Consider the following 19,819-nt stretch of genomic DNA (forward strand, 5'->3'; position numbering starts at 1 on the left):
ATGAGTGTAATGATGAAATCAAAAGTCTTTGGCTTAATACTACTGCTTACCAGCTCCCTGGCCTCTCATCATGCTGCGGCGGAAGATGCGGCGCCACTAATGCCACAATACAGCTACTACACGTTATCACCCGACATCACGACCAACTACGTGACTCAAGGTAAGAAGCTCGGTTATCTGCGCTTACAAATTGATTTGATGGTGTCAGATCCGGATCTCATAACCAAAGTGGAGCACCATGCACCACTGATCCGCGATGCCATCATTAACATCATCGGCCAGCAGCCTGAAGTCAAAGTGAAGTCTTTGGCAGGACGCGAAGAGATCCGCCAGGAGTGCCTGAACAAGGTCAATGAACTGTTGATCCGCGAGACAAACCAGAAGCTCCTGACCGAATTACTGTTTACGAAATACCTCTATCAGTAGCGTTTTCAGTGTTCAATATATCAAGCAGACACAAAAAAGCGCTCAGTGAGCGCTTTTTATTATGATGAAGAAAATGACCATCGCTGCGAGGCTATACCAGCAATAGCTAGGCTGCCGCTTCAGGCCGGATTTGCCCCTTTGACCCGCGATTCTGAACTTTGTCGGCAATATATTGTGTCACCGCACCTACCTGCTCTTCATTGAGATACAGGCCAAGTTTGCTCCGGCGCCATAACGCGTCGATTCCAGCCTGCACAAATTCATGTTCAATCATATAATCAAGTTCTTTGGCATATAAGCCTTCCCCAAAGTGCAGCCCCATCTCCGCTTCGCAGCTCACCCCCTCCAGCAATGCTGATGCGCGAGTACCGTAGTTAGTCGCCATGCGCTCGCTGGTGAATGCCGTTAACCATGGGTATTGCTGCTGCAGCCGGCGGGCCAGCTGCTGACCATCAAAAGCTGCTTCACCACCCGGCAAGTATGAATTTGCAGTCCAGGCTTGTCCGATTTGCGGGAAGAACGGGGTCAGTTTGGTCATTGCCGCTTCAGCGAGCTTACGATATGTCGTCAGCTTGCCGCCGAAGATTGACAGTAATGGCGCATTGCCCCCTTCCTGATCTAATTCCAGCGTGTAGTCACGGGTAATGGCTTGTGGCGAGTCGGATTCATCATCACACAGCGGACGCACACCGCTGTAGGTCCACACCACATCATTTCGGTTTAATCGCTTCACGAAATGTCCGTTATAGACCTTCAGTAAATAGTCGATTTCGTTGTCATCAATTGCAACCTGACGTGGGTCACCCTTATATTCCACATCGGTGGTACCAATGATCGAGAACCGATCCAGATACGGGATCACAAAAACAATACGGCTATCTTCGTTCTGCAGAATATAAGCCTGTGGTTCATCATGGACACGCGGCACGACGATGTGCGAGCCTTTAATCAAACGGATATTGCGCGGAGAGTTTTCTTCCATGCTCTGATCAAAGAAAGCTTTAACCCAAGGACCCGCCGCATTCACCAGAGCGTGTGCTTTACGAACAAAGATCTGGTTGGTCAGCACATCGCGCACTGTCACTATCCATAACTCCCCCTCACGTACCGCTTTTTCAACTTTGCAGCGGTTGCGCACTTCCCCGCCTTTTTCCGCCACTTCCATCGCATTCAGTACCACTAACCGCGCATCATCAACCCAGCAGTCTGAATATTCAAAGCCTTTGGTGATGGCAGGTATTAAGACCGAATCTTGGCCAAACGTCAGACCGTGGCTGCCAGGTAAGGTAGTACGTTTGCCCAGGTGATCATAAAGAAACAGGCCGGCACGGATCATCCAGGCCGGGCGAAGATGAGGACGGTGTGGCAAACGGAAACGCATTGGGCGTGCAATATGCGGGACTTTACGTAATAGTACTTCGCGCTCAGCAAGGGCTTCCCCGACCAAGCGAAACTCATAGTGCTCTAAATAGCGCAAACCACCATGGATCAACTTAGAACTGGCAGACGACGTGGCAGACGCGAAATCATCAGCCTCATATAAGCCGACATCCAGTCCCCGGCCGGCCGCATCGGCAGCAATACCAGCACCATTGATACCCCCCCCCACAACAATTACATCTAAGATATGTTCGTTTTCTGCCGTCATGCCGTTACCTTCCACATTACATCGATGATTCGAAACCAAACGAGCAACAATACTCAAATTAAGTTCGCATTCGCTCATAATAGCGAACACGCTATTAAAAATCACCCTTTTTGTTTTTGATTTGTTACATGAACGTAGCGGGTAAACTATTTCGATTCTAGTGGTTCTGTATAGCTCTTAACCCGGAGTGGTATGGCCACAAAAAAACGGGCCACCATCTCTGGTAGCCCGTTTCTTCATCAATATTGTCAGTCATTCAGACAGGCATTGACTCGTTAGCCAACAATTTCAGTATGGACGTCATTTTCCTGCAGGTGCTTGGCCAGCTCTTCAGGTGGTTGAGCATCGGTGAACAGCATATCAATCTGGCTGATATCCCCCAAGTTGACCATCGCATTGCGACCAAACTTGGTATGATCCACACCCAGCATGACACAGCGGCTGTTTTCAATAATCGCTTGTTTAACACGAACTTCATGATAATCAAAGTCCAGCAATGAACCATCAAGATCGATACCGCTGATCCCCATAATGCCGAAATCGAGACGGAACTGAGAAATAAAGTCCAGTGTCGCTTCACCGACAATGCCACCATCCCGGTTGCGCACTTCGCCCCCCGCCAGAATAACCCGGAAATCCGCCTTGCCGGTCAGCACACTAGCGACATTGAGGTTATTGGTCACAATGCGTAGATCATTATGATTGAGCAAGGCACGCGCAACGGCTTCCGGGGTGGTACCAATATCAATAAACAGCGTCGCTCCATCAGGGATATGCTTAACCATCGCCATTGCGATGCGATCTTTTTCCGCCAACTGCATGACTTTACGGGTCGTGTAGGAGGTATTTTCGGAACTGGATGGGATCGTCGCTCCGCCATGGTGGCGGCGAATTTTATTTTCCGAAGCCAGATCATTGAGATCACGACGAATAGTTTGAGGGCTTACCTTAAAACGTTCAACTAGGTCGTCAGTGCTGACATAGCCTTGGGTTTTAACGATATCGATGATTTCCTGATGACGTTTGCTCTGCTTCACGGCTAACGCAGCTCCTGGTTGCAACAAGGCTCCGCGAATGCGAAGCCCTGTCATATTACCTACAGCTTTGGCAAGATGCCAATGACGGCGATCTCAATCATGCATTTTGCTGTGCACTATCAAGTGCTCGTTGTGCATGAACACTGTTTTCGCCAACCATTGCCAGCACCAAGAAGAAGATGGATAAGCCACATGCTGACGTCAGCACCATGAAGCCACCATCCCAACCAAAGTGGTCAACGGTGTAACCCAAAATAGCATTTGCTGCTACTGCGCCACCCAAGTAACCGAACAGGCCCGTCAGACCGGCTGCTGTACCTGCCGCTTTTTTCGGTGCCAGCTCCAGCGCATACAGACCGATAAGCATAACCGGGCCGTAGATCAAGAAGCCGATCGCAACCAGTGCCATCATATCAACCATTGGGTTACCAGCCGGGTTAAACCAATAAATCAATACCGCAATAGTCACCAGGGACATAAACAGAATACCGGCAGGTGCACGACGTCCCTTAAAGAACTTATCTGACATCCAGCCGCACAATAATGTGCCAGGAATACCCGCCCACTCGTATAAGAAGTAAGCCCAAGATGATTTATCTACCGTAAAATCTTTGACTTCGCTCAGATAGACCGGTGCCCAGTCCAGTACGCCATAACGGATCAGATAAACAAAAGCATTAGCAATCGCAATGAACCATAATAGCTTGTTGTTAAACACATACTTGAAGAAGATTTCCTTCGCGGTCATCTCTTTCTCATGTGATTCATCATAGTTATCAGGATAATCGTCTTTATGCTCTTCGATGGAAGGGAGACCACAAGACTGCGGTGTATCACGCATTGCGATTAATGTGAAAGCTGCAACCAGCAACGCGAAGAACGCAGGTACGTAAAACGCGGTGCGCCAGTCATCATTGAAGGCCCATAAACCCAACAGGAACATCGGGCCAATCAAACCACCACCCACGTTATGCGCCACGTTCCAGACCGACACAATTTCACCACGCTCTTTACGTGACCACCAGTGCACCATAGTACGACCACAGGCCGGCCATCCCATACCCTGGAACCAGCCGTTCAGGAACAACAGAATAAACATGGCGGTAATACTGCTTGTTGCCCAAGGCATGAAACCAAAGCACAACATCACCAGGGCCGACATGGTCAAACCGGCAGCAAGGAAATACCGCGGATTTGAACGGTCAGACACGCTACCCATTAAGAATTTAGATAAGCCATAAGCGATTGATACGGCAGCCAATGCCACCCCCAGATCACCGCGGCTATAGCCGTATTCTTCAATTAAGAAAGGCATTGCCAGACTGAAGTTTTTACGTACCAGATAGTAACCGGCGTAGCCAAAGAAAATACCGATAAAGAGTTGCCAGCGCAGACGCTTATATACAGAGCCTGTCTGCCCGTCAGGCAGACGCTCTATATGAGCAGCGGGAGTAAATATGCCAAACATAAGATGTTCCTTAAAAGGTTGTTGTTGTTTTTAGTGATGATTTGCGCAAACGCAAGATGTAGGGCGAGAGAAACAATCGATTTCGCTCAATACAGGAAAATTATTGCGCGAATGGAGATGTAATAATGTGAAAGCAATCAAAAACGAAGATTTATTTACCAAGAATAGATGTTTTACTCTAGGTTTTGGAAAAAATTCCTCACCAGATAACTAAATCAACAAATAAAGTTAATACCACTCGTCATGAATAATACCAATCGGTGCCATTACCCTGATTGGTATATACCCATTATCTGAATAGAACCACTATTCACTCAAATGGCAGCCTTGACTAAAAGCCAATGAATTCTCGCTGAACTCTGCATCTTGAGATGGTTTGGGTATAAGATCACTCAGCGGGTCTTTATCAGCTTAATGTCGACCAAAGCCATCGCACTGCCACTGATCAAACCAAATAAGTGGGCCATATTGGCCACTGACATACCTAAAGGCCCGGCAAAACCAATCACCAGCCAGACCAGCATGAAAACAACATAGGGTTTAGGAATAGATAAGCGCCTCTCCGGTGCTAACCAACCTGACCACCAGATATACCCAAGCAGGGCATATACAACCCCAGACAAACCGCCAAAATTAGCACCATGAAGCCAGAACTGCGCAAAACCTGAAATGAGTGCCGACACCAGAAAAATCTGAACCAGCTTGCCGCCACCACTGTGGCGTTCCAGCTGTCCCGCTAAAATCCACCACCACAGGCAGTTAAAGACGATATGCAAAGTCGAGAAATGGATCAGGGCGTGGGAGAAAAAGCGCCAGACTTGCCACTGATCACCGTTCATCAGCGGAAAGTGGAGCACATCAAATATCGGTTGCTGCAGCCCGAAGAACCACAGCAGATAAATGCCAATGACCACCACCATTACCGACAGGCTGAAAGGGCCTGCCTGGGATTTGATCATGGCCATTAAACTCGGACTACCATAATGAAACTTGGCCGTACGGCTTTCTGCCACTTGCCACGACGCTGCCTGATATTTTGCATTGTGAGGATTCGCCAGAAAAGCCGTTAATTCCGCTTCCGCTTCTATCAGGTGTTGTGAATCCGTTAACCAGAGTGCAAACACCCCCTCCGGCTCGGATGCCAGCGTTAATGTAATACCACGTGAGGCCATGTAATCAATAAAAGACTGTGCTTGGCGAGGGTTATTAAATCCGGCTAACCGATGCATCTATTACTCCGCTGAATATGGCAACGCCTGTCGGCGCCAGCCTTCAAAACCACCCTCAAGACTATACACTGTTTCATAACCTTGATTAATCAGATATTGGGCCGCACCCTGACTACTTACACCGTGATAACACATCACAATCACAGGTTGCTCAAAATCAACCCGATCCATAAATTCAACCATCGTATCATTGGTCAGATGAAACGCCTGTTCAGGATGAGCCAAAGCAAATGACTGCGGATCCCTGATATCAACCAGTACCGCTTCAGATCCTGCCTGCTGTAATAAAGTGTACGCCTTCTCTGCCGAGATATGTTCAAACTGCTCCATTGACTGCCTCATCTATTGTTGATCTTTATGCGTCATCATTGCCGCAAAAATGTGATGATCATCCACTACGGGATCCTATCGCTTTTAAAGCGGCGCATTTTATACTGCACTTATTGTACCTCACTCAGTTACTCACAACCTTGCACATAATGTAAGGTCTTATCCACACTTGAAACTCGCGCTGAAACTCAACAATTACAGGGCTTAGCGATCAGCCGTTCCATCTTACCCCGCCGCCACTGATCATATTTCAACCAGCTGTGGAAAAGCCTGTGAATTGCGTTGATAATGTGTCTAATTAAAATAGGATCCACTACATATAGATTGGATCCGTCACAAGCTGTGGATAACTATCGGGGTAATTCACAGTGATACTCACAAGTGTGAGTTATCTCTCAATATTCAGGCATAAAAAAACCGACTCTTGGCCGGTTTCTTATCGTCATCCATTGTGGATAGCTGAGCAGGATCCTCAGAACACGTCACCAACCGCTTGCTTCAGTTTTTTCATGGCGTTTTTCTCTAGCTGTCGGATCCTTTCCGCTGACACACCATAATGATCAGCCAGATCCTGCAATGTGGACTTATCATCGTCTAACCAGCGAGAACGAACTATGTGCTGACTACGATCATCCAGCCCCGCCAAGGCATTCGACAAACGGTTATTGGCGTGGCTTTCCCAGTTATTTTCTTCATAACTTAGGGCGACATCGGAAGATTTATCTTCAAGGAAATACACGGGAGCGGTATAGCTGACATCGCGATCATCATCTTCCGTCGGCATCTCAAATGCCGGATCCTGTGCCGCCAGACGGGATTCCATCTCACGCACTTCTGAGGCATTCACACCAAGTTGCTCTGCAACCATTTCAACTTCGGCATTGTTAAACCAACCCAGGCGTTTCTTTGCCTTGCGCAAGTTAAAAAACAGTTTACGCTGGGCTTTGGTCGTCGCAACTTTTACGATACGCCAGTTACGTAACACGTATTCATGAATTTCAGCTTTAATCCAATGCACCGCAAAAGAGACCAACCGTACCCCGACTTCAGGGTTGAAGCGTTTTACCGCTTTCATCAGGCCAATGTTACCTTCCTGCACCAGATCGGCCATTGGCAAACCATAACCAGAATAGCCACGGGCAACATGCACAACAAAACGCAGATGAGACATCACTAAGCTTTTCGCAGAGTCAATGTCCCCCTCGTAATGCAGACGCTCCGCCAACTCTTTCTCTCGCTCCGCTGACAACATAGGGTAGCGGTTGACGGTCTGGATATAACTATCCAGGCTATCTGCAGAAACCAGAGCCATTGAATACATCGCTTTTGTCATGCAAAAACCTCATGTGTTTTGTGTTTTTTTATACCAATGCAACGCTATGTGAACATCCATAACGTCATATGAACCTGCAATAATGCCAAGAAAACGGGTCACTTTGCAAGCGGGTCGCATAATCTACATCATTTGTAGACTCAAAAATGTCAGACAGGTTCAATTTCTTTCAAGTGACGTCCGGCAGAAAGCCGCGCCGCCAACAAACCAAGAAAAGAAGCGGTCATCAGTAAAATCAAGCTTTCATCCCAGCCCAGGCCGACTAACCGGAAGCTGTTATCATAAAGCGCAGCCAGTTTAGCAACGGCGCCGTCAAGAAGTATAGTCACTATCGCAGTTAGTACCCAGGCGATAATCGCCCCAATTAATCCGTACCACACCCCGACATACAGGTAAGGACGGAGAATAAAGCTGTCTGTCGCCCCGACCATTTTCATCACTTGTATTTCATCTTTCTGATTCAGAACCTGCAGGCGCAGAGTATTACCGACAATTAAGAATACGGCAAACAGCATTAACCCTGACATCAACAACGCTAAGGTTACGGCCAGCTCTTTGATTGCAGCCAGACGTTGCAGCCAGTCACTGTCCAGGCGTACTTCATCAACGCTTGGCTGGGTACGAATTTTTGCTGCCAGCTCTGTGGCTTTCTCACTGCTTTGCCAGGCGGGGACCGGACGTACAATCACCACCGCCGGCAACGGATTTTCATCTAACAGGCTTAACGCCTGTTCAAAGCCGGCATGCTCACGGAAATCCAGCAAGCCTTGCTGCGGAGAAACATAATCGACCGCCTCAATTTCAGGCCAGTCCTGGATTTGTTCCGTAAAGCGTATGGCCGCCGGCTCAGCCGCACCACGCTCTAAATACAGCGTAAGCTGCGTGGGGTTCTGCCAGGGCTGTGCCACCAGCGTGATGTTTTTCGCCAGCAAGTAAAAACTGGCCGGCAGGGTTAAGGCAAACGCCAACACAGCCAGGGTTAAGATATTGCCCAATGGCCGCTGTATCAGATCGTTGAGCGCCTCGATACCTTGCTGTTTATGAATTGCAAAAAAGCCAATCTGATTACGCGCCATGTGCCATCTCCCGCAGGTGACCTTGCTGTAAGTCTAATCGACGATAATTACGGGTCGATAACAATGAGGTGTCGTGAGTCGCCATCAGCACGCAGACGCCGACCCGATTAAATTCTTCGAACAGACGCATCACTTGCTGTGATAGCTCTGCATCAAGGTTACCGGTGGGTTCATCAGCCAGTAGCAGCATAGGTTTATTGACCACGGCACGAGCAATCCCCACCCGCTGCTGCTCTCCCCCCGATAACTGGATCGGCAGGCAGCGCGCTTTGTCGAGCAAACCGACTTTATCAAGCGCGGCAGATACCCGACGCTTGATATCATTTTCAGGGACTTGCTCTACCCGCAAAGGTAACGCCACGTTATCGTAAACCGTGCGGTTCATCAGCAATTTATGGTCCTGAAAAATAATCCCGATATTACGCCGTAAAAACGGGATCTGTTTGTTTTCGAGCCGGGTGATCTCATGGTCATTAAAATAGATACGGCCATCACTTGGCCGCTCTATCGCGCAGATCAGTTTCAGCAAGGTACTCTTACCCGCACCGGAGTGCCCGGTTAAAAATGCCATATCTGCCGGCTGCAGATGAAAATCCACTTTTTGCAGGGCTTGCCTGCCGCCACGATAGGCTTTACTTACCTGCTGAAACCGAATCACACTCTATTCCTCGTCACTAAACAGCGCTTCAATAAACTCATCCGCGGCAAATGGTCGCAGATCATCAATACCTTCACCAATACCGATATAGCGAATTGGGATATTGAACTGATCGGCGACGGCAAAGATCACCCCGCCTTTGGCTGTACCATCCAGTTTGGAAATAGTAATACCTGAAACCGGCGCCACTTCACTGAACAATTTAGCCTGACTGATGGCGTTTTGACCAGTCCCCGCATCAACTGTCAGCATAATTTCATGCGGCGCAGCAGGATCAACCTTTTTCATTACGCGGACAATTTTGCGTAATTCTTCCATCAGGTTGCCTTTATTCTGCAGACGACCCGCAGTATCTGCGATCACAACATCAACATTGCGCGCTTTCGCCGATTCTATCGCATCATAGATAACAGACGCACTGTCCGCCCCGGTATGCTGGGCGATCACTGGTACATTATTACGCTCACCCCATACCTGAAGTTGCTCTACTGCCGCCGCACGGAACGTATCACCGGCCGCCAACATGACAGACTTCCCTTCAGCCTGAAACTGCTTCGCCAGCTTGCCGATCGTCGTCGTTTTACCGACCCCGTTTACGCCCACCATCAGAATAACAAAAGGTTTCTTGTTGGTATCGACAACCAGAGGCTGTTCAACCTGCGCCAGCATGCTGGCTAATTCTTCTTTTAGTAAACCATAGAGAGCTTCACCGTCTTTGAGTTCCTTACGGTTCGCTTTTTCTGTCAGGTTTTCAATGATTTTCAATGTGGTATCCATTCCCACATCAGCTATCAGTAACTGCTCTTCCAGCTCTTCAAACAAATCATCATCAATTTTCTTGCCACGAAACAGACCCGAAAAGCCAGAACCAATATTGGTTTTGGTTTTCTTTAAACCCCGCATTAAGCGGGTAAAGAAACCTTCGGTTTTTGGTTTCTCCTGTTCGTGCACCACGGCTTCAGTTGTCGACTTGGCCGCCGCTAGCGCTTCCACATCTTCTTCAGCAACCTTCGTCGCCGCTAATGCTTCCGCCTCTTCTGCCGCCTTCGCCGCAGCTAACGCTTCCGCTTCTTCTGCCGCCTTCGCCGCAGCTAACGCTTCCGCTTCTTGCTGGGCTGCCCCCTCTGCTTGCTCCTTTTGTTCAGTTGATTGCTGAGAATCAACATCTGTTTCTACAGTCTGTTTTTCTGTTGTTTGGTCGGTTTGCTCGGTTTGTTCCTCAGAACCAAAACCCAGCCACGAAAATAATCCGCGTTTCTTTTTCTCTGCCATTGGCAAATCCTAGCCCTTGATTGGTACAATTTGCAGTCTAAAAACAGGTGTATACTATCATTTTCTAAACGGTCGAAAAAAGTTATGACGAGACACAGGCAACAAACGGGACGAAATGTGCAAAATAATCGCCGGGAAGGGTTCATCAGAATCATCAGTGGCCGTTTGCGCGGACGAAAACTCCCTGTTCATGATGTCGAAGGGCTAAGGCCCACAACAGACCGGGTAAAAGAGACCGTTTTCAATTGGTTAGCACAAGATATCTACCAGGCAAGATGCCTCGATCTGTTTGCTGGCAGTGGCAGTTTAGGGTTTGAAGCCCTGTCTCGTGGTGCAGAATACATCACCATGCTGGAATTAGATAAAAAAGCGGCCAATCAGCTACAACAGAACCTCGCCACTATCGGTGAAACCAATGCGGAGGTGATCAATACTGACAGCCTGAAGTATTTAGCGCAGCCAGGTACACCTCATGATGTGGTGTTTATCGATCCGCCCTTCCGTAAAGATTTGATACAAAATGTCATCGAACGGCTGGAAGCCAACCACTGGCTCACTCCCCATGCAATGATTTATATTGAAGCGGAGAAAGAATTGGGTGAACTCACGACGCCGGCACACTGGCGTTTGCACCGTGAAAAAACAGCCGGTCAGGTCTGTTACCGTTTATTCGAAAGAGAGGAAGCATGAAGGCGCTGATCACATTAGCGAAAGCCGCTATCGGTTTTGTCTGGCTGATACTACTGATTAATATCTTTTACCCGTTCCCTGGGGTAGCGGCCATCGCGCTGTACATCATGACAGGATTTTTATTTATGATGCATGGTTTGCAGATGTTGATTTTCATCGGGGCATTTGGCGACAAGATCAATATGTCGAAATGGGAAAAAGGGTCAATTCTGATCTTTGGTATCTTTGCCCTGTTAGATATTCGCCGTAAGCATATGATGTGAAAATGTAGATACGAGAAGCGAGGTTACTAGATTCTAGGATCTCGCCACTCGTAACTCAGTTATAAACCGATTTCCAGGTACTTACGTAACCCGTCTAAGAACATCTGGGTTGCAATCATGATCAGCAACAAGCCCATCAGCCTTTCAACCGCTTTCAACCCTTTCTCGCCCAACAGGCGGTTGAAGACCTCGTAGAACATCAGGATAACAAACGACGCTCCCCACGCGAGTATGACCGCGAACGCCCAGTCCCAGATCCGAGTTGGATCCTGGTTTGACAGCAACAATAACGATGCCAGCACTGATGGTCCGGCTATCATGGGTATTGCCATTGGCACCAGGAAGGGTTCTTCACCTGCCGCCAACCCAGTTACACCACCCGGCTGCGGGAAGATCATCCTAATCGCAATCAGGAACAAAATAATCCCGCCGGAAATACTGACCGTTTCTGTCGAGACATGCAGGAACGTCAGCATCTGTTTACCGCCAAACAAAAACAGCAACAGAATAACCAGCGCAAAGCACAGCTCGCGAACCATGATAAATCGTCGACGTTTCGGCTCAATATGCCGCAGGATCGACAACATTACCGGTAAATTACCCAGCGGATCCATGATTAAAAATAACATGACCGCCGCAGACATTATTTCCACAGGGCAGACCTCAAACAGAGATTCGTAATACGAAGTAAGATGAAAAACAATAATATCAGCCGGACAGCTGATTAAGAGCAGGGGAGTATAACAAACGAACAAAAAGGTGGCGATGAAAACTGCCACCTCAATCAGAATTAAACCGCTATTTTTTACCCATCAGCTGATTAGTGACTGCACATACGTTCACGGTTCGCCGCAATAGTCTCGCCATCCTGAACGACTTTTTGGCGATCAAGTAAAAATGCTAACAATGCTTCAAACGTTAAGTCTTGCTGGCTACAAGTGTAGAAACGGACATCTTCGCCATATTCAGCAACGACTGCTTGCTTTAGGGAAACTAAGGTATACGACGCGTTTTCAGCAAGCAGCATATTTAACACATTGTGACCATGGACTGATTGGCTCATAGTAGTACTCGCAACATAAGGGGCTTGGCCGTTATTTAACCATGCTGACGAAGGGACGTTTTGACCCAGAACAAATAAATGCATTTAAAATGCATCTTATGCAATTCAAAATAGTAATGTCGCTACGATCAGTGTCTGCGCCAGGTAATAGCTTGACATAATGATACTAGTTGATCGTTTAAATGGCCCCCTAAAACGGTCAACAGCCAGCACCGTATCGGAAGCCATAAAAATCAGCGCCCCGACAAAGGCCAGCAAGCCAGTGGTGGAATGCGTTGTTAACCAGAATTCCCCGGCCGCCCAGGTCATCTGAGCGATCATGACAATATAAACTGCCACAGGAAACATCAGGCGCCCCAAAGCAGGCAGTAATAATAAGAAAACAATGATCCCGCCACCAAACAACATAGCCGGCAACCACCACACCATGCTTCCTGAAAGCTGACTCCAGAAAGCCACGGAATAAGCTACATGAGCCAGAAAGAAACAAGCTAGCCCCTGGATAAAACGATCTTTAGGAAGCATTAAAAACACATCCCCAACCGTCGAGAAGAGCAACCCTGTAAAAATCACCTGCTGATAAAAGCCAGTCAGCCCTGTCTGCCACGTAATGGACAGAAGCAAAAACATGGTAAATGGCTTAAAGAAGAAAAACTGCCACTTAGGGCCATGATAGGCAGCATTAATATGTAATAAACCGGATAAAAAAATGGCTAACCAAACCCACATAGCATCACCGTTATTGTTATAAGCAAAGACAGTTTAGAAACCAAACCAAAATTGTCTAGCATGGAACCTCCATAACAAGACCCCGCTTGAAAAACAGTTACTAAACCTAGCAAGTCCCTATCACGGTTGCGTTGATACTATCCAGATAGAACAAATGGTACGGCCTTATTCCGGGCCTGCTGTAACAACAAAGAAAGGGGAAATTCGCAGATACAGCGGTTCACTGAGATCAAACGGCTTCTGGTTCGCTTTTTTTTACCTTCCGGGATCAGATTCCGGACGAATAACAGCTGTATTGCGACAATCTTGAAACACAACGACCCATTCAAAATCAACGACTTAAAAGAAAAAACATCTCAGTTAATCGAATTAGACCTTCATCCACCATCAAATTGCCACCGCCTCCTGCCATTACCTTTACTCAGCAACTTATAAGCCTAAAATGCCCAACAAAAGCAGGTATTTATTCTGACTTTACGTTAAACACTAAATATTATGAGTATCACCAGATAACCAACCCCACTTAAAAACCATTAAGCAGCCCCACACTGAATTTGATCCATTATTTCAAACAAACAACTTAGCCCCACAAAAGTGCTCACTTACCACCCATAACTAATCAATTAAAAACAACAACTTAAAAACCAAAAGGCAAAAGAAGAACCAATGCGTACAATTTTAAATCAACCCAAAAAACACTGTTTCCTTCACGAAAAAAGGCAAACAAATGCCATTTAAATTGTTTTTATCAAACAAAAACAGCCAGCGCTATTGCCTAACCACCAAAAAAGATGCTATTGTTTTTAACACGATCAATTGAGCAGCAAACAAAGGAGCCTAACCATGTTAACCCCTTCACAAAAACAAGGGCTTATGATGATCGCAGTTGTGGTTGGTCTGATGACACTGCCTGTGATCTACTAAGTCAAAATAAAAATTCATAAAAATGGCGCCTTTCGGCGCCATTTTTCTACCTGTCAAAGCCTCACATTTGCGCTTACACATATGAACTTTCTCAAACACTGAAAAGCGCTGCGATCAGGCAGATAGCTGCGACAATGAAGTAAATACAATGCATTGAGAGACAAAAAGGCCCTGTAAAAAGACAGAGCCCAGAGCGTATTGCGGTAGAAGATTAAGAATCTATTTCGGGGATAAGTCGATATGATGCCAGTGAACGGAATAGAACCAGATAGCCAGCGCAGTAAAGCCCAGCACCAGTAAAACGGCCACGCTCCAGACAAAGCGTCCGCTCCGTGGGGTCAATTCCTTTTCACAATCATGGCAAGCCCTAAGAAAACCTTGTTTATCGTCTAACTGGTAACCCTCTTCATGCACCGTTTTATTGCGCACTGAAGCAATAAACCGCAGCTTTGGCAGAATTTCGTGAGGTAAACGCTCTTCGCAACTATTGATTAACTGGTGCAGCCCTTTTCCTTCAGCATGATAATGCTGACGAAGCAAATGCTCGATACGTCGCGAGCGTGTCACTACCATTTCGATATTTGCCATAGCCTTTCCTTCCTTACTGCTATTTCTTTTACCTTAGCGCGAGTCGACAGCCATGCAAAGCATGCTGACACTGATTTACAACCAAATTGTCCCTGTTCTGACATGACAATTATACTTCAGTGTCCGATCTCTTTGCTCAGTTCACCCGAAAATCCTGTCAGGGTCACGGATTCGTCACCTGGTGATACCGTCATAAGATTGAGCAGATAATAATGCTGTTATACAAAACGTTACCGAACCTATTAAGGAGATGACAGGTGCCAATATGGATTATCCTGGCAATCGTCACGCTACTCATTGTTTCCGTTTTTTACTATGTGCGGTTTTATCGTCGCCATATGCTGGGTGAAAACGCCCCGGAACAAAAAATTAAAGTCGAGATTTTAGATAAGCAAAATGTCCCCGTTATCGGTGCGCGGCCAGGCGAAGACAACGAAGATTATTGGATTTATGTTCAGCCCGAACAAGGGGGCCCTAAGCGTGAATTCATGGTGGGCATTCACTACTATCACGCCTTAAATCGAGGCGATAAAGGTATTATGACCTATAAAGGCCGCACCTTTGTTCACTTCGCTTTGCAAAGAGACTAATCCCGACCTTTGCATCTCTGCTATTTCTGCCTGGTTAGGGCACCAGCCAGGCCGTCTTACTGCTTTTTGCTAACAACCAGCTGCCTATCAGAGCCAAACCTCCACAGATCAAGGTCCAGAACGGGATCATAATAATAGGATGGGCAAAATAGAGGCTAAATTCTCTTACCGGCCATAAAAATATCGGATGCAATAAGTAAATACCTAAGCTGTAGCGACTGATAAACGCCAGTTTCTGCTTCCAGAATTCACCCAGCTGTTCACCATAGCACTGGCATACGGCAAAGATCATCGCGGCGATAAGTACCGTATTCAATGTCTTATACGAGAGCCAGCGACCGACCGTGTATTCCCCTTTGATCAGGCTGTTGCTCACCACCATATAGTCCGTTAACAGCAACGCAGCAATGCCTAATGGCAGTAGCCACACCAACGGAGGCCAGCGAAACTGAAACAGGCAGTAACCTAACAGCAGGTAGCCGCTGTAAAGGATCAGTTCATTGCTCCAGAACCCATCAACCTTGAACAGAAATAAGGTTGACAGGGCTAGCCAGACGCCGGTGATGCCAATCACACTGCCACGATCATACTTTCGCACCAGCCATTGGAAGAACGGCACAACAAAATAGAGAGGAATGAAATAATAGAAAAAACCCAGATGGTAGTAGGTTTCATGTACCGGTAAGGTTTGAAGGGTTTGCACCGCTTCGGCGGGATCAAAACCGGCCAGAGTCAATCCGGATAACACGGCGTAGAACACAGACCAGGCTAAAAAGGGGAGTAGTACTTTGCCCAAACGGCGTTTCACATAGTATTTAACATCAAAATCACGGGTGTCACTCAGCATCAGGGCACCGGTGATCATAATAAAGATCGGTACTGCCCAGCGGCTGAAACTGTTAAAGCTAATGGCCGTGATCCATTCACTATCGGTGATCACCCCGAGCTGATCACGATACGGCCCCAGCACATGGATCACTACCACCGCTACCGCTGCAATACATCGCAACAGATCAAAAAACCACACCTTTTCTCTCACGCTCCACACCTCCAGCCGGACCCGTTCCGAGAGACGCTACGATCTCATCTCTCGCCTCTGAATATAGCAGTAAGCCAGAATAAGTACCTGAACTTACTCTGACTTCATGGACGCCCTGTCATTTTACCGGTAGTGAGGATTATGAGGATGAATACTGGCTATATTTTGCAGCCCAGATCACGGCCTGCTGGTAACTTGTTGCGACCAAATCTTCTTTAATGCCTAAATCATGACAGCACTCAGTAACTCGCGGCCAGTCGGCCTGATCATAGGCATCTAATAGAGCCAGCATCTGGCCCAGTTGGCCATGATGGTTCAGCAACGCGTCTTGCACTTCCTGTTCCAGCGGCAATAATGCCAGTAACTGTTCCAGAGAGCTATCGAGCAACGCATCGAGTAAAGAAAACATACCGGTGAGAAATGCCAGCTCGGCTTTCGCGCTAAGGCTGCTATTTCTCGCCAGTACCTCACACATCCGCGCCCGCTGCAATGACAGTAAATACAGCTCTTTGGGTTTATCCAGCGCGGCATGTGCCGTGGCAACCACACCGACAAACATCCGGATTTTATCTTCCCCCAGATACACCAAGGCCTGTTTAAACGAACTGATTGGCTCAATAGTGCGGGTACCTGCCGCATTAACGTAACGCAGTAACAGATAAGACAGTGAGACATCACTGCCGATGATCTGTTCCACCCGTTGAAAATCAACCGAGTCACGGCAGATCTCTTGCAAGAGCCTTACCGTGGTCAGTTTTTCCGGCTCCACCTGACGATTCTTTAACAGCTCCGGCTTACTGAAGTAATAGCCCTGAAAAAAATGGAAGCCCGCTTGGTAAGCGGCTTCAAAAGCCTGATGGGTTTCCACTTTTTCGGCCAGAAATTTCAGCTTATGCTTCTGGTGCCGAGCCACAAACTGACACGCTTGCTCCACCCCCAGCGTCATCAAATCCAGTTTGATAATGTGTACATACGGGAAGAAGCGCAGCCACTGCGGAGACAGTTCAAAATCATCAAGGGCGATCACATAACCATTGCGGTATAAGAATTGAATTGCCCCAAACAATTCATCATCGGGCACACAGGTTTCCAGTATTTCGATGATCACCCGTTTTTTCGGCAACATCAGAGGCAGTAACTGTACCAGGCTTTCATGGGGGAAATTGATAAAGGTGCGCTGACCGGAAGTGGCGAGGTTATCTCCCACTGCCATATAGTTTTCTACCAGCAGCCGACTAGTTGCTTTATTGGCTTCAATTAACGGAAACGCATTACTCTCACCATCACGAAATAGCAGCTCGTAACCGACAGTGCGTTGCTGACGGTTAAAAATAGGCTGACGAGCGACATAAGAATACATGAGTGACTGTAATTATCCTTTTAATCAATAAAATGATGATCGAACAGCGGTTCAGATCATATCAGCATAACGGTATACAGCGCTCGCTTCCTGATGCACCATCATTAAGCACGAGCAGAGGCGAGTAAAGCACCACAACCAATAAACATTGAACCAAAGACACGATTTAAGGTATTCATGACCCGAGATGAGCGAATATACCCCGTTAATCTCGATGCCAATGTGACATAACACAACATTACACAAGTATCGATAGCAACGGTGGTAATACCCAGCACCGTGATTTGCACTATTTGCGGTTCAGCTGGGTTAAGGAACTGAGGGAATAAAGCGACCAGAAACACAATTGTTTTAGGATTTGTCAGATTAACCATGACGGCCTGCCTAAAAAGCAACCAGCCAGACACCGGCTCAGTCTTTGTTTTAACCTCAAAGGTCGCTTTCTCGCGCCACTTCTGTAAACCAAGCCAGAGCAGATACCCCACCCCGACCCATTTAATCACCGTGAATGCCAGTGCTGACTGCGCGACAAGCGCCCCCAGCCCGATCCCCACCAAAATAATATGGAAAGCCAAGCCTATCTGCAGACCTGCAATAGACGCCAGGGACTTACGAAAGCCATAAACCATCCCATTACTGATAGAATTCACTGTGCCCGAGCCCGGGGCAAAACTGAAAACCACGGCCGTCGCCAGATAGGCCAGCCAAACGTCAATACTCACAGCAATACTCCATAATTTACGATACCGGCCAGCTCATTGATACCATTAGTATTACAAATGCGACCGATATTCAGATTAGTTAACAGAAGAATGATAATTAAAGCAATCTGACCATAGTGTTCCTACTGCTGGATTAATCCATTTGGCATCATATCGACTAATTGTTCAATTATATATAAGCAGTCGTATTGGGTTATACTGTAAGGCCAGAGTTATTCATTCCGGCTAAATAACGGATGAGCCTTTGGCTTCAGCCATTCGCACAGCTGCTATTCATCGTTATTGCTTTCTTTACCGAAAACCAAACAGAGAGAGACCATGACAGCCCAACCTCCCCACTACTTTGATTTTACTCAGGAGCCTCAGTTCACCGAGACCATGGCTGGCCCGGTCGCGGAAATGTGGCAACACAGGCAGGAAGGCATGTTTCAGGGTGTCGATAACCTCAATATTGGTTGGGTCAGCCTGACAGGTTATAACCATGACAAAGCGATTATCGTTGTCAACGGCCGTATCGAGAGTTACTGGAAATACCAGGAGCTCTTTTACGATTTAGTCAAGCAAGGTTATGACGTATATGCCCTGGATCACCGCGGTCAGGGGATTTCTGATCGCCTTACGCAAGATACCGAGCTGGGGCATGTTGAAGAATTTGATGACTATGTCAGCGATCTGAAATCCTTTTTCGATACGGTAGTCAAACCGAAAGATTACCTGCAGCACTTTATGCTGGGCCACTCCATGGGCGGCACGATTGCCACCTTGTTTCTCGCTCAATATCCGACGCTGATCGATAGTGCCGTCCTTAGCGCGCCAATGCACGGTATCCGAATTTCAAACTGGATGAAGCCCATTGCCTCGCCGCTCGCCAGAGTTGTCGAGCAATTGCAGCGCCAGCCAGATTACGCGCCGGGGCAGGTACCTTATTATCCCAAACCCTTTATCGATAACCCGCTTTGTCAGAGTCAGGTGCGCTATCAGTGGTTCCGCGATCTGTATGAAAGCAAACCGGAGCTGAAAATTGGCGGCCCGAGTGCCCGCTGGGTCTGGCAAGGCATGGCTGCGGCTAACCGTTGTATTGAGCAGGCAGCGCAAATCACCACGCCAATTTTACTCCTCCAGGGCAGCGCCGATCATATTGTTGATAATCTGGCCCACCAGCGCTTTTATCAGGCCATGCTACAGGCCGATCGCCAGTGCCAGTTAAAAATCATTGAAGGCGCTCGCCATGAATTGTTGTTTGAGCAAGACCAATACCGTAATCCGGTGCTGGCCGCGACCCTCTTTCACCTGAGCCAGAGTACGCTTTAACGTAATCTTGAATCCAGTAATCACCGGAATAACAGGATAATTAACAATATTGGTATAAGAAAA

21 protein-coding genes are annotated in these 19,819 nt (G+C 47.4%); 5 read left to right on the top strand and 16 right to left on the bottom strand.

Annotated features, from left to right (window positions below; genetic code table 11):
* Positions 1-9: 9 nt before the first annotated feature.
* Positions 10-426 carry a flagellar basal body-associated protein FliL gene (locus C9I89_RS11730; protein WP_170107687.1) on the top strand — a complete coding sequence of 139 codons (417 nt, stop codon included), beginning with the start codon at positions 10-12 and terminating at the stop codon, positions 424-426.
* Positions 427-532: 106 nt separating this feature from the next.
* Here C9I89_RS11730 and glpD read toward each other — a convergent pair whose 3' ends face one another.
* The 9 genes from glpD to ftsY all read right to left on the bottom strand — a co-directional run bounded on the left by glpD (position 533) and on the right by ftsY (position 10,477).
* Positions 533-2,074, bottom strand: a complete 1,542-nt coding sequence (gene glpD, locus C9I89_RS11735; protein ID WP_107283548.1) for a glycerol-3-phosphate dehydrogenase — start codon at positions 2,072-2,074, stop codon at positions 533-535.
* 275 nt (positions 2,075-2,349) lie between these two features.
* Positions 2,350-3,111 carry a DeoR/GlpR family transcriptional regulator gene (locus tag C9I89_RS11740; protein WP_107283549.1) on the bottom strand — a complete coding sequence of 254 codons (762 nt, stop codon included), beginning with the start codon at positions 3,109-3,111 and terminating at the stop codon, positions 2,350-2,352.
* A gap of 97 nt (positions 3,112-3,208) precedes the next feature.
* Positions 3,209-4,579, bottom strand: a complete 1,371-nt coding sequence (gene glpT / locus C9I89_RS11745) for a glycerol-3-phosphate transporter (protein WP_107283550.1) — start codon at positions 4,577-4,579, stop codon at positions 3,209-3,211.
* Between the two features lie 392 nt (positions 4,580-4,971).
* Positions 4,972-5,808, bottom strand: coding sequence for a rhomboid family intramembrane serine protease GlpG (gene glpG, locus C9I89_RS11750; protein WP_107283551.1), 837 nt, complete (start codon positions 5,806-5,808; stop codon positions 4,972-4,974).
* 3 nt (positions 5,809-5,811) lie between these two features.
* Entirely contained in the window at positions 5,812-6,138 is a 327-nt protein-coding gene (gene glpE / locus C9I89_RS11755) for a thiosulfate sulfurtransferase GlpE (RefSeq protein WP_107283552.1), read from the bottom strand.
* A gap of 472 nt (positions 6,139-6,610) precedes the next feature.
* Positions 6,611-7,471, bottom strand: a complete 861-nt coding sequence (rpoH, locus tag C9I89_RS11760; protein WP_107283553.1) for an RNA polymerase sigma factor RpoH — start codon at positions 7,469-7,471, stop codon at positions 6,611-6,613.
* Positions 7,472-7,620: 149 nt separating this feature from the next.
* Entirely contained in the window at positions 7,621-8,547 is a 927-nt protein-coding gene (ftsX, locus tag C9I89_RS11765; protein ID WP_107283554.1) for a permease-like cell division protein FtsX, read from the bottom strand.
* On the bottom strand, positions 8,537-9,205 hold the full coding sequence (gene ftsE, locus C9I89_RS11770; protein ID WP_107283555.1) for a cell division ATP-binding protein FtsE: 669 nt from the start codon (positions 9,203-9,205) through the stop codon (positions 8,537-8,539). The genes ftsX and ftsE overlap by 11 nt, the downstream gene beginning before the upstream one ends.
* A gap of 3 nt (positions 9,206-9,208) precedes the next feature.
* The gene (gene ftsY, locus C9I89_RS11775; RefSeq protein WP_107283556.1) at positions 9,209-10,477 is read right to left on the bottom strand and encodes a signal recognition particle-docking protein FtsY; all 1,269 of its coding nucleotides are present in this window, start codon (positions 10,475-10,477) and stop codon (positions 9,209-9,211) included.
* A gap of 84 nt (positions 10,478-10,561) precedes the next feature.
* Between ftsY and rsmD the strand changes: the two genes are divergently transcribed.
* On the top strand, positions 10,562-11,167 hold the full coding sequence (gene rsmD / locus C9I89_RS11780) for a 16S rRNA (guanine(966)-N(2))-methyltransferase RsmD (protein ID WP_107283557.1): 606 nt from the start codon (positions 10,562-10,564) through the stop codon (positions 11,165-11,167).
* Positions 11,164-11,430: a DUF1145 domain-containing protein gene (locus tag C9I89_RS11785; RefSeq protein WP_107283558.1), complete on the top strand. Its 267-nt coding sequence runs from the start codon at positions 11,164-11,166 to the stop codon at positions 11,428-11,430. The genes rsmD and C9I89_RS11785 overlap by 4 nt, the downstream gene beginning before the upstream one ends.
* Before the next feature lie 59 nt (positions 11,431-11,489).
* Here C9I89_RS11785 and C9I89_RS11790 read toward each other — a convergent pair whose 3' ends face one another.
* The 4 genes from C9I89_RS11790 to C9I89_RS11810 form a co-directional block, all read right to left on the bottom strand.
* Positions 11,490-12,083 (bottom strand): YhgN family NAAT transporter, encoded by a 594-nt coding sequence (locus C9I89_RS11790; protein WP_107283606.1) that lies wholly within the window; start codon positions 12,081-12,083, stop codon positions 11,490-11,492.
* Between the two features lie 167 nt (positions 12,084-12,250).
* Entirely contained in the window at positions 12,251-12,493 is a 243-nt protein-coding gene (locus tag C9I89_RS11795; RefSeq protein ID WP_107283607.1) for a YecH family metal-binding protein, read from the bottom strand.
* A gap of 105 nt (positions 12,494-12,598) precedes the next feature.
* The gene (locus C9I89_RS11800; RefSeq protein ID WP_107283559.1) at positions 12,599-13,222 is read right to left on the bottom strand and encodes a lysoplasmalogenase; all 624 of its coding nucleotides are present in this window, start codon (positions 13,220-13,222) and stop codon (positions 12,599-12,601) included.
* A gap of 1,143 nt (positions 13,223-14,365) precedes the next feature.
* Positions 14,366-14,734 carry a DUF4145 domain-containing protein gene (locus C9I89_RS11810; RefSeq protein ID WP_107283561.1) on the bottom strand — a complete coding sequence of 123 codons (369 nt, stop codon included), beginning with the start codon at positions 14,732-14,734 and terminating at the stop codon, positions 14,366-14,368.
* Between the two features lie 257 nt (positions 14,735-14,991).
* Between C9I89_RS11810 and C9I89_RS11815 the strand changes: the two genes are divergently transcribed.
* Positions 14,992-15,324 carry a DUF2500 domain-containing protein gene (locus C9I89_RS11815; protein WP_107283562.1) on the top strand — a complete coding sequence of 111 codons (333 nt, stop codon included), beginning with the start codon at positions 14,992-14,994 and terminating at the stop codon, positions 15,322-15,324.
* Between the two features lie 34 nt (positions 15,325-15,358).
* Here C9I89_RS11815 and C9I89_RS11820 read toward each other — a convergent pair whose 3' ends face one another.
* The 3 genes from C9I89_RS11820 to rhtB form a co-directional block, all read right to left on the bottom strand.
* Positions 15,359-16,363, bottom strand: a complete 1,005-nt coding sequence (locus C9I89_RS11820) for an acyltransferase (protein ID WP_107283563.1) — start codon at positions 16,361-16,363, stop codon at positions 15,359-15,361.
* A 139-nt stretch (positions 16,364-16,502) separates the two neighbouring features.
* Complete coding sequence (locus C9I89_RS11825; RefSeq protein ID WP_107283564.1) at positions 16,503-17,723, bottom strand: EAL and HDOD domain-containing protein; 1,221 nt, start codon at positions 17,721-17,723, stop codon at positions 16,503-16,505.
* Between the two features lie 104 nt (positions 17,724-17,827).
* Complete coding sequence (gene rhtB, locus C9I89_RS11830; RefSeq protein WP_107283565.1) at positions 17,828-18,445, bottom strand: homoserine/homoserine lactone efflux protein; 618 nt, start codon at positions 18,443-18,445, stop codon at positions 17,828-17,830.
* Between the two features lie 318 nt (positions 18,446-18,763).
* Between rhtB and C9I89_RS11835 the strand changes: the two genes are divergently transcribed.
* Positions 18,764-19,756: an alpha/beta fold hydrolase gene (locus C9I89_RS11835; RefSeq protein ID WP_107283566.1), complete on the top strand. Its 993-nt coding sequence runs from the start codon at positions 18,764-18,766 to the stop codon at positions 19,754-19,756.
* Positions 19,757-19,819 lie beyond the last annotated feature (63 nt).

This window comes from Photobacterium lipolyticum (genome assembly GCF_003026475.1).
GTDB classification, from domain to species: domain Bacteria; phylum Pseudomonadota; class Gammaproteobacteria; order Enterobacterales; family Vibrionaceae; genus Photobacterium; species Photobacterium lipolyticum.